This is a genomic window from Micromonospora sp. NPDC005305 (assembly GCF_040607315.1).
Lineage (GTDB): Bacteria > Actinomycetota > Actinomycetes > Mycobacteriales > Micromonosporaceae > Micromonospora.
In genome coordinates this window covers 59,247-69,645 of record NZ_JBEXGL010000002.1, presented here as the reverse complement: position 1 = coordinate 69,645, position 10,399 = coordinate 59,247, and the positions used below count along the sequence as shown (strand labels likewise).

Annotated in this window: 9 protein-coding genes; 8 read left to right on the top strand and 1 reads right to left on the bottom strand. The window is 71.4% G+C overall.

Annotation, left to right across the window (positions count from 1 at the left end):
- The 7 genes from nuoI (at position 1) to ABZS80_RS03315 (ending at position 7,958) form a co-directional block, all read left to right on the top strand.
- Positions 1–642, top strand: coding sequence for an NADH-quinone oxidoreductase subunit NuoI (nuoI, locus tag ABZS80_RS03345; protein WP_151461335.1), 642 nt, complete (start codon positions 1–3; stop codon positions 640–642).
- Complete coding sequence (locus ABZS80_RS03340; RefSeq protein WP_151461336.1) at positions 639–1,409, top strand: NADH-quinone oxidoreductase subunit J; 771 nt, start codon at positions 639–641, stop codon at positions 1,407–1,409. Before nuoI ends, ABZS80_RS03340 begins: the two co-directional genes overlap by 4 nt.
- On the top strand, positions 1,406–1,705 hold the full coding sequence (gene nuoK / locus ABZS80_RS03335; RefSeq protein ID WP_073834091.1) for an NADH-quinone oxidoreductase subunit NuoK: 300 nt from the start codon (positions 1,406–1,408) through the stop codon (positions 1,703–1,705). Before ABZS80_RS03340 ends, nuoK begins: the two co-directional genes overlap by 4 nt.
- A gap of 10 nt (positions 1,706–1,715) precedes the next feature.
- Positions 1,716–3,641: an NADH-quinone oxidoreductase subunit L gene (nuoL, locus tag ABZS80_RS03330; RefSeq protein ID WP_355054238.1), complete on the top strand. Its 1,926-nt coding sequence runs from the start codon at positions 1,716–1,718 to the stop codon at positions 3,639–3,641.
- A 64-nt stretch (positions 3,642–3,705) separates the two neighbouring features.
- Positions 3,706–5,238 (top strand): NADH-quinone oxidoreductase subunit M, encoded by a 1,533-nt coding sequence (locus tag ABZS80_RS03325; protein WP_151461338.1) that lies wholly within the window; start codon positions 3,706–3,708, stop codon positions 5,236–5,238.
- A complete protein-coding gene (nuoN, locus tag ABZS80_RS03320; RefSeq protein ID WP_355054237.1) occupies positions 5,235–6,788 on the top strand; it encodes an NADH-quinone oxidoreductase subunit NuoN in 1,554 nt (517 codons plus the stop codon). The genes ABZS80_RS03325 and nuoN overlap by 4 nt, the downstream gene beginning before the upstream one ends.
- Positions 6,789–6,875: 87 nt before the next feature.
- The gene (locus tag ABZS80_RS03315; protein WP_151461340.1) at positions 6,876–7,958 is read left to right on the top strand and encodes a polyprenyl synthetase family protein; all 1,083 of its coding nucleotides are present in this window, start codon (positions 6,876–6,878) and stop codon (positions 7,956–7,958) included.
- A gap of 85 nt (positions 7,959–8,043) precedes the next feature.
- Here the strand turns inward: ABZS80_RS03315 and ABZS80_RS03310 are convergent, their stop codons facing one another.
- Complete coding sequence (locus ABZS80_RS03310) at positions 8,044–9,234, bottom strand: MFS transporter (protein ID WP_355054236.1); 1,191 nt, start codon at positions 9,232–9,234, stop codon at positions 8,044–8,046.
- Positions 9,235–9,388: 154 nt separating this feature from the next.
- Here ABZS80_RS03310 and ABZS80_RS03305 point away from each other — a divergent pair, with 154 nt between their 5' ends.
- Positions 9,389–10,171, top strand: coding sequence for an IclR family transcriptional regulator C-terminal domain-containing protein (locus ABZS80_RS03305; RefSeq protein WP_355054235.1), 783 nt, complete (start codon positions 9,389–9,391; stop codon positions 10,169–10,171).
- The last annotated feature ends 228 nt before the right edge of the window (positions 10,172–10,399 follow it).

The following is a 10,399-nucleotide window of genomic DNA, read 5'->3' as shown; positions in this document are numbered from 1 at the left end:
GTGGGCGCGATCACCGGAACGTTCAAGGGCTTCGGGGTCACCTTCTCGCACATGTTCAAGAAGGTCGTCACGACCGACTACCCGTTCAAGCCGCCGGTCTCGGCGCCGCGCTACCACGGGCGGCACATCCTCAACCGGCACCCGGACGGGCTGGAGAAGTGCATCGGCTGCGAGCTGTGCGCGTGGGCCTGCCCGGCGGACGCGATCTACGTCGAGGGTGGCGACAACTCCGAGGAGCAGCGCTTCTCCCCGGGTGAGCGGTACGCCAGCGTCTACCAGATCAACTACGCCCGGTGCATCTTCTGCGGGCTCTGTATCGAGGCCTGCCCGACCCGCTCGCTCACCATGAGCAACGAGTACGAGCTGGCCCGGGACAACCGGCAGGATCTGATCTTCACGAAGGAGCAGCTGCTCGCGCCGCTGCTGCCGGGCATGGAGCAGCCGCCGCACCCGATGCGGCTGGGTGACAGCGAGAAGGACTACTACGTCGGCGGGCTGACCAACCCGGGCACCTCGGCCGGCGCCGAGCACTCGCCGATGGGCCCGGGCCGGTACCAGGTGGAGGAGCACCCCGGTGTGACCTTCCCCGGCGCCGAGCAGGCCGCGCAGCGGGCCGAGGCGGGCAAGGGAGCAGGGGCATGACCACGCAGACGGTGCTCGCCGCGGCGGGCCAGGTGTCCGGGGGCGAGGAGGTCACCTTCTGGATCCTCGCCCCGCTGGCCCTGATCGGGGCCATCGGCATGGTCTGGGCGCGCAACGCGGTGCACTCGGCGCTCTGGCTGGTGCTGACCATGCTCTGCCTGGGCGTGTTCTACGTGCTCCAGGCCGGGCCGTTCATCGGCATGGTGCAGATCATCGTCTACACCGGCGCGATCATGATGCTGTTCCTGTTCGTGCTCATGCTGGTCGGCCGGGACGCCTCCGACTCGCTCATCGAGACGCTGCGCGGCCAGCGGGTCGCCGCGGTCGTGCTCGGGCTCGGCTTCGCCGGCCTGGTCGGCTCCGGGCTCTACCGGGCGCTGGAGGGCGTGCAGGCGGCCGGCCTGGACCAGGCGAACGCCGAGGGCAACGTGCAGGGCATCGCCCGGCTGCTCTTCACCAAGTACGTCTTCGCCTTCGAGCTGACCTCCGCGCTGCTCATCACGGCCGCGGTGGGCGCGATGGTGCTGGCGCACGTGGAGCGGCGCAAGGAGGACCGGATGGACCAGATCGCCACCATGAAGGCCCGGTTCCGTCCCGGCAACTACCCCGGCCCGAAGCCCGGACCGGGTGTCTTCGCCACGTCGTCGTCGGTGGCCACCCCGGCCCGCCTGCCCGACGGCCGGCTGACCGACCGCAGCATCCCGGAGATCCTGCCGGTGCGCGAGCTGACGGCCGAGGACACCGCACTGAAGGGGACCGACAAATGACCCCGGACTACTACCTGATCCTCGCGGCGGTGCTGTTCACCATCGGCGCCGTCGGCGTGCTGATCCGGCGCAACGCGATCGTGCTGTTCATGTGCGTCGAGCTGATGCTCAACGCGGCCAACCTGACGCTTGTCACGTTCAGCCGCATCAACGGCGACCTGAACGGCCAGATCATGGCGTTCTTCGTGATGGTGGTGGCCGCGGCCGAGGTCGTGGTCGGGCTCGCCATCATCATGTCGATCTTCCGGACCCGGCGCTCGGCGAGCGTCGACGACGCCAACCTGCTGAAGTACTGAGGGGCTCGTGGTGGAAGAGACTGTGGAATTCGCCCAGGCCAGCGGCCTTCTGGGCAGTGTCTGGCTGCTGGTGGCCATCCCGCTGGTGAGCGCGGCGATCCTGCTGCTGCTCGGCAAGCGGGCGGACCGCTGGGGTCACTGGCTGGGCGTGGCGGCCATCGGCGCCGCGTTCGTGCTCGGCCTGACCTACTTCTTCCAGCTGCGTGGCCTGGAGAACAAGCAGGTCGAGCAGAGCCTCTGGCAGTTCATCACGGTCGGCGACCTCAAGGTGGACTTCGGTCTGCTCTTCGACCCGCTGGCCGCGGTCTTCGTGCTGCTGATCACCGGGGTGGGTTTCCTCATCCACCTCTACGCGGTCGAGTACATGGCGCACGACGAGGGCCGGCGGCGGTTCTTCGGGTACTTCAACCTGTTCGTCGCCGCGATGCTGCTGCTGGTGCTCGGCAACAACTACGTGATGCTCTACTTCGGCTGGGAGGGCGTCGGTCTGGCGTCGTACCTGCTGATCTCCTTCTGGTACGGCCGGCCGAGCGCGGCCACCGCCGGCAAGAAGGCGTTCCTCATGAACCGGGTCGGCGACGCCGGCCTGGCCATCGGCATCTTCGTCATGTTCGCCATGCTCGGCACCACCCAGTACGACGAGGTCTTCAACGGCGTCGGCGCGCTGAGCAGCACCACCGTGCTGGTGCTGGGCCTGCTGCTCCTGCTCGGCGCGACGGGCAAGTCCGGCCAGTTCCCGCTCCAGGCGTGGCTGCCGGACGCCATGGAGGGCCCGACCCCGGTCTCCGCGCTCATCCACGCGGCGACCATGGTCACCGCGGGCGTCTACCTGATCGCCCGCTCCAACCCGATCTTCTCGGCCGACCACACCCTCCAGCTCGTGGTGGTCAGCGTCGGCGCGATCACCCTGCTGATGGGCTGCGTCATCGGCGCGGCCAAGGACGACATCAAGCGGGTGCTGGCCTGGTCCACGGTGAGCCAGATCGGCTACATGTTCCTCGGCGTCGGCCTGGGCGGCGCGGCGTACGCGCTGGCCATCGTGCACCTGCTGGCGCACGGCTTCTTCAAGGCCAACATGTTCCTCGGCGCCGGCTCGGTCATGCACGGCATGAACGACCAGGTGGACATCCGGCGCTTCGGCAACCTGTCGAAGTACATGAAGGTCACCTGGCTGACCTTCATGGCGGGCTGGCTGGCCATCATCGGCATGTTCCCGTTCTCCGGCTTCTTCTCCAAGGAGCCGATCATCGTGGCCGCGTTCGAGCGGGAGGGCTGGACGGCCTGGCTCTTCGGCCTGGCCGCGCTGCTCGGCGCCGGGCTCACCGCGTTCTACATGACCCGGCTGTTCGTGCTCACCTTCCACGGCCCGGCCCGCTGGACCGAGGACATCGAGCACCCGCACGAGTCGCCGAAGCTCATGACCATCCCGCTGATCCTGCTGGCGATCGGCTCGGTCGGGGCGGGCTTCCTGCTCGCGACGTCGGTGCCGGACTGGCTGGAGGCGACCGCCGGCCTGGGCGGTCAGGAGGAGGGCCACGAGGCCGTCCTCGCGCACTGGCTGATCACCGCGCTCTCCCTGCTGGTGACCGTGCTCGGCGCCGGGCTGGCCTGGTTCCTGTTCCGCAACGGCACGGCCACCGAGCCGCAGCCGGCCGGTGTGCTGGTCACCGCCGCCCGCCGGAACCTCTACACGGACGCCGTCAACGAGGCGGTCTTCGAGAAGCCGGGCATCTTCCTCACCCGGGCGCTGGTCTTCCTCGACAACCGGGGCGTCGACGGGCTGGTCAACGGCCTCGCCGCCGCGGTGGGCGGGGGCTCGGGCCGGCTCCGGCGGCTGCAGACCGGTTTCGTGCGGTCGTACGCGACCTCGATCCTGACCGGCGCGCTGCTCGTGGTGGCGGCCTTCCTGGCGGTGCAGGCGGGGTGGCTGGCGTGATCGACCTCAACGCGGCCGCCCCCGCCGGCGGGCCACGCAGTCACGACGGAGGTAAGGCCGAATAATGTCCAACTTCCCGTTCCTCTCGGTGCTGACCGTGGCACCGCTGGTCGGTGCCCTCGTGGTGGCCCTGCTGCCGCGGCGCAACCCGGACCTGGCCAAGCTGGTGGCGTTCGGCTGGTCGCTGCTGGTGCTGGTGCTCTCGGTGGCCATGTGGATCGCCTTCCAGGCCGACGGTGACCGGTTCCAGTTCCGCGAGTCGTACGCGTGGATCCCGAACTGGGGCGTCAACTTCACCTTCGAGGTGGACGGCATCGCGCTGGTCATGCTGATGCTCATCGCGATCCTGGTGCCGCTGGTGATCCTGGCGTCGTGGCACGACGCCGAGTCGTCCCGGCGCTCGGTGCCGGTCTACTTCGCGCTGCTGCTCGTCCTCGAGTGCACGATGATCGGCGTCTTCGCCGCCGCCGACGTCTTCCTGTTCTACGTGTTCTTCGAGGTCATGCTGGTGCCGATGTACTTCCTCATCGGCAGCTACGGCGGCCACCAGCGGCAGTACGCGGCGGTGAAGTTCTTCCTCTACTCCCTGGTCGGCGGCCTGTTCATGCTGGCCGCGGTGATCGGCCTCTGGGTGGTCGGCGGGAAGACCTTCGACTGGCAGGCGCTCAGCCAGGCCGAGTTCGCCACCGACACGGCCCGCTGGCTGTTTCTCGGCTTCTTCCTCGCGTTCGCGATCAAGGCGCCGTTCTTCCCGTTCCACACCTGGCTGCCGGACGCCGGTGGCGCGGCCCCGGCCGGCGCGGCGGCGCTGCTCGTCGGCGTGCTGGACAAGGTCGGCACCTTCGGGATCCTGCGGTACTGCCTGCCGCTCTTCCCCGAGGCGTCGAGGTGGTTCGCGCCGTGGGCGCTGGCGCTCGGCGTCATCGGCATCATCTACGCCGCGCTGCTGGCGGTCGGGCAGAACGACCTCAAGCGGCTGGTGTCGTACACCTCGATCGCGCACTTCGGCTTCATCGGGGTCGGCATCTTCGCCTTCACCACCCAGGCCGGCACCGGCGCGGTCCTCTACATGCTCAACCACGGCCTGGCCACCGGCCTGCTCTTCCTCGTGGTGGGCATGCTGATCGCCCGCCGGGGCTCGGCGCTGATCAGCGACTTCGGCGGCGCGGGCAAGCTCGTGCCGGTGCTCGCCGGGGTGCTCTTCTTCGCCGGTCTGGCCTCGCTGGCGCTGCCCGGCACCGCGCCGTTCGTCTCCGAGTTCCTGGTGCTGATCGGCACGTTCACCACGAACAAGCCGGTCGCGGTGATCGCCACGCTCGGCATCATCCTGGCCGCGGCCTACGTGCTGTGGATGGTGCAGCGCACCACCCAGGGCACCCTCAACCCGGCCCTGACCGAGGTCGACGGCATGCGCCGGGACCTCACCCTGCGCGAGAAGGTCGTGGTCGCTCCGCTGATCGCGCTGATCGTGCTGCTCGGCTTCTATCCCAAGCCGGTCACCGATGTCATCAACCCCGCCGTCCAGGCGACCATGCAGGACGTCGGCAAGACCGATCCCGCCCCTGAGATCGGCAGTGTCCAGGAGGCCGCGAAGTGAGTGAACTGAAGCTGCCGTCGATCGACTACGCGGCGCTCGCTCCCATCCTGATCATGTTGGGCGCCGCTCTGGTCGGCGTCCTGGTCGAGGCGTTCGTGCCGCGCCGCCTGCGCAACGCGGTGCAGCTCACGCTCGCCCTGCTGGCGGTGCTGGCCGCCCTGACCATGGTGATCCTGAACGCCGACGACCGGCTGATCACCGCCGGTCAGGCCATCGCCGTGGACGGGCCGACGCTCTTCCTGCAGGGCGCCATCCTGATCCTGGCCGCCATGGCGCTGCTGCTCGTCGGCGAGCGCACGGTGGAGCGCGGCGGGGCCTTCGTGGCCCAGGCCGCGGTCACCGCGGAGTCCGACGACGACCGGCGGCAGGCCGACGGGATGGGCGGCACCACCGAGGTGTACCCGCTGGTCACCTTCGCGATCGGCGGAATGCTGATCTTCGTGGCGGCGAACGACCTGCTGACCATGTTCATCGCGCTCGAGGTCTTCTCGCTGCCGCTCTACCTGCTCTGCGCGCTGGCTCGCCGCCGGCGGCTGCTGAGCCAGGAGGCCGCGCTGAAGTACTTCATGCTCGGCGCGTACGCCTCGGCGTTCTTCCTCTTCGGTGTGGCCCTCATCTACGGCTTCACCGCCGGGATCCCGAACCGCGGGGCCGGCGTCGACTTCGCCACCGTGCACGCCGCGGTGGCCGAGTCCTCGTCCAGCCCGGTGCTGCTCTTCGCCGGCATGGCGCTGCTCGCCATCGGCCTGCTCTTCAAGGCCGCGGCCGCCCCGTTCCACGTCTGGACCCCGGACGTCTACCAGGGCGCCCCGACGCCGGTGACCGGCTTCATGGCCGCCTGCACCAAGGTCGCCGCGTTCGGCGCCCTGCTGCGGGTCTTCCACGTCGCCTTCGCCGGCGCCTCCTGGGACTTCACCCCGGTGCTCGGCGCGGTGGCCGTGCTGACCATGCTGGTCGGCGCGGTGCTGGCGGTCACCCAGACGGACATCAAGCGGCTGCTGGCGTACTCGTCGATCGCGAACGCCGGCTACCTGCTGGTGGGCGTGCTGGCGCCCAGCAAGGACGGGCTCTCCGGCACGATGTTCTACCTGGTCGCGTACGGCTTTTCGGTGCTCGCCGCGTTCGCCGTGGTGACCCTGGTCCGGGACGCCGACGGGGAGGCCACCCACCTGTCCCGCTGGGCCGGGCTGGGCCGCCGGTCGCCGTTCTTCGCGGCCATCTTCACGTTCATCCTGCTGGCCTTCGCCGGTATCCCGCTCACCAGCGGGTTCACCAGCAAGTTCGCCGTCTTCGCCCCGGCGCTGGACGCGAACCAGGCCTGGCTCGTGATCGCCGGCGTGCTGACCAGCATGGTGCTGGCCTTCCCGTACCTGCGGGTCGTGGTGATGATGTGGCTCTCCGAGCCGGGCGACGCCACCCCGACGGTCACCGTGCCGGGCGCGCTCACCTCGGCCGCCCTGGTCATCGGCGTGCTGGCCACGCTGGTCCTGGGTGTCGCCCCGGCACCCCTGCTCGACCTGGCCAACGGTGCCGCCGAATTCGTGCGATGACCCAGGTACCCCCCGGGGGCCGGTACGCCGTGGCGTACCGGCCCCCGGTCCGTATCCCCCTCGCTGGGCAGGTCGAACGGGTGTGGCATGGTTGATGGCGTGGTGATTCCGGCTGGCGAGCGTTCAGGTGCCACCGGGCCGGGCGGTCGTCCGGGCCCGGAGAGCACGGGTCAGTTCGGCGCGCTCGGGCTGCACCTCGCCGATCCACGCGTCGAGGCGTCCGTGCTGGGCCTCCTGGATCGGGTCGAGGTCGACCTGCGCGCCAGCGTGGCCAGCGCCGACCCGCTCGTCACCGAGGCGGCCCGGCACCTGGTCGAGGCTGGCGGCAAGCGGTTCCGCCCGCTGCTCGTGGCGCTCGGCGCCCAGTTCGGCGACCCGGACGACGCGCACGTCGTCCCCGCCGCCGTGGTGATGGAACTCACCCACCTGGCGACGCTCTACCACGACGACGTCATGGACGAGGCGGCCGTGCGCCGGGGCGCCCCGAGCGCCAACTCCCGCTGGACCAACTCGGTGGCCATCCTGGTCGGCGACTACCTCTTCGCCCGGGCCGCCGACATCGCGGCCAGCCTGGGCCCGGAGGCCGTCCGCCTGCAGGCGCGCACGTTCGCCCGCCTGGTGCACGGGCAGATCGCCGAGACGGTCGGCCCGCGCGGCACCGACCCGGTTGCGCACTACCTGCACGTGATCGCCGAGAAGACCGGTTCGCTGATCGCCACCTCGGCCCGCTTCGGCGGCATGTTCGGCGGGGCGTCCGCCGAGCACATCGAGGCCCTGGCCGGCTACGGCGAGGTCATCGGGGTGGCCTTCCAGCTCTCCGACGACCTGCTGGACATCGCCAGCGAGTCGGTGCAGTCGGGCAAGACGCCCGGCACCGACCTGCGCGAGGGCGTGCCGACCCTGCCGGTGCTCTACGCGCTCGCCTCCGACGACTCCGACGCGGCGAGCGTCCGGCTGCGGGAGATCCTGGCCACCGGGCCGCTGGTCGACGACGCGCTGCATGCCGAGGCCCTCGGCCTGCTCCGCGAGTCCCCGGCGCTCAAGCGCGCCCGGGAGACCGTCCGCAGCTACGCCGAGGACGCCCGCGCCCGCCTGGCCCCGCTGCCCGAGGGCCCGGCCCGCCGCGCCCTCGAATCCCTCTGCGACTACATCGCCGACCGCACCAGCTGACCCTCCCCCGGGGACCCGGGCCCCGCGCCGTTGATCATGAAGTTATTGCCACGACACGCCGTGCGCGATGGCAATAACTTCATGATCAACGAGACGGGGACGGGGAGCGGGACAGGAGGCGGGCACCCGCCAGCATGAACAGGGCGGCCAGGAGCATGGCAGCCGCCGCGGTGCCCCACATCGCCGGATAGCCGGCCGCGTCGGCGATCGTGCCCAGGCCGAGTGGGCCGAGGCAGCCGCCCGCGTACACCCCGGTCTGGGTGATCGAGGTGGCGGCGGCCGGGGCCTGCGGGTGGAGCCGGACCACCGCGAAGTTCATCAGCCCGGGCCAGGCCCAGCCGAGGCCGAAGCCGAGCACCACGCCGGCGACCAGCGGCACCGGGCCGGCCACCGCGAGCAGGAGCAGCCCCACGGCGCCCACCACCAGCATCCCGGCGATCACCGCGACGTGCCCGGTCTCCCGCCGGTCGGCCAGCCAGCCGGCGCCCACCCGGGCCGCCACGCAGACCGCGCTGCCCAGGGTGAGGGTGAGCCCGGCCAGCGCCGGGGACAGGCCCCGGCCGGCCGCCGAGTCGACCACGAAGGTGCCCAGCGCGTTCGCCGCAGCGGCCGCCAGGGTCGCCGCCACGCCGACCACCACGAGCGCCGTCGTGGCCCGGCCCGCCCGAGCGGCGGCGGTCCGGGCCCGGTCCCGCTCGGCCAGGGGTACGGCCGGCAGCGCGGCCAGCGCCGCGAGGGCGGCCACCACGAACGCCCAGCGCCAGCCGGCGGTCAGCGCGACGGTCGGCACCGCCGCGCCGGCCAGCAGGGTGGAGATCGGGATGGCGGCCTGCTTCACGCCGAAGGAGAGCCCCTGCCGGTGGGCGGGCACGTGGCGGGCCAGCGCGGCGTTGCTGGCGAGCTGGCCGAGGGCGTTGGCGGCGGCGCTGAGCGCGAGCAGCGCCACCAGGACCGGGTACGACCGGGCCAGCCCCGCCACGGCCAGCAGCGAGCCGGCGGAGAGCAGGATGCCGGCGCGGGCCACCACGGCCGGCCCGTACCGCTCGACCAGTGCGCCGGAGGGCACCGAGGCGAGGGCGCTGACGCCGAAGTAGACCGAGACGGCCAGGCCGAGCCCGGCGGGGGTGAAGTCGAGGTCGTCGCCCATCTGCACGGCGAGGCCGCCGACCAGGAAGACGGGCAGGACGCAGGCGATCGTGGTGGCGATCGCGCCCGCGTTGATCCGGACGGTACGCCGGGACGCGGGCGGAGCGGGATGCAGCGCGATGTCGGTCATGGTCCGGCAAACCTACGCCGGTCACGTTTCGGCAGCTGATCGTGTCTGTCGGTGCACTGTCTGTGCCCGGTGATCTGGCATCCTCGATCCGAACAGGCATTTCGCACTCGGCCTGTTTTTCATATGGTGTAAGTCCCCGGCGGCGGAGGTGGTTGTGCGTGACCCCTTGGCGGAACCTTCGGACCTGATCCGAAGTGTCTCCCGCGCGCTACGAGTGCTCGAGTCGGTCGGCCGTGCGCCGAAGGGGCTCACCGTCAAGCAGATCGCCCGCCGCTGCGAGCTGACCGTCGCCACCACCTACCACCTGGTGCGCACGCTGGCCTACGAGGGTTACGTGATCCGCCGGGAGGACGGCACGTACATCGTCGGGCTGGAGGTCGCCGACCGCTACCGCGAGCTGGTCACCGCGTTCCGGGGGCCGCCGCCGGTCGGGGAGGCGCTGCGGCGGGCCGCCGCGGACACCGGCTGGAGCCACTACCTGGGCCGGTTCGTCGGCGGCCAGGTGGCCATCACGGCGGTGTCCGAGGGGCCGCGCTCGCCGTACCTGGAGGACCTGGTGCCGGGCTTCGACGAGGGGGCGCACGCCACGGCGCTCGGCAAGAGCCTGCTGGCCACCCTCACGGCCGAGCAGCGCTTCCGCTACCTGCGGGAATACGGCATGCGCCCGTTCACCGGCGCCACCCTCACCACCACCGAGGCGTTCGAGGCCGACCTGGCCGCCGGCGACCGGCGCGGCATGCAGTTGGAGCTGGGTCAGTTCCGGCAGGGGGTGGCGTGCGCGGCGGTGCTGGTTACCCCCGACAAGGACATCGAGCGCCGGGTCGTGCTGGCCTGCGCGCTGCCGGCCAGCGAGATGATGACCTCCGCCCGGGTGGTCCGGGCCAAGCTGCTCACCGTCGCCCGCGCGGTCGCCGACGGCATCGCCGCGGACACCTGAGCCGGGACGGCCGGAGGGCCGCCACCCAGGCGGGGTGGCGGCCCTCCGGGGGGCGGTTGAGGTTGCGCGGGTTCGCCTCGTCGGCCGCCGCCTTCCCGGCCTTGCCCCGGTCGGTGTTGTTGGTCAGCGCCACGTAGACCTTGCCCGTGAGGTGGCTCGGCTCGACGTCGGTGGCGCGCCCGGTCCGCCCGGTCGCGCCGACGGGCCGGACGCTGCCAGGGCCCGGTG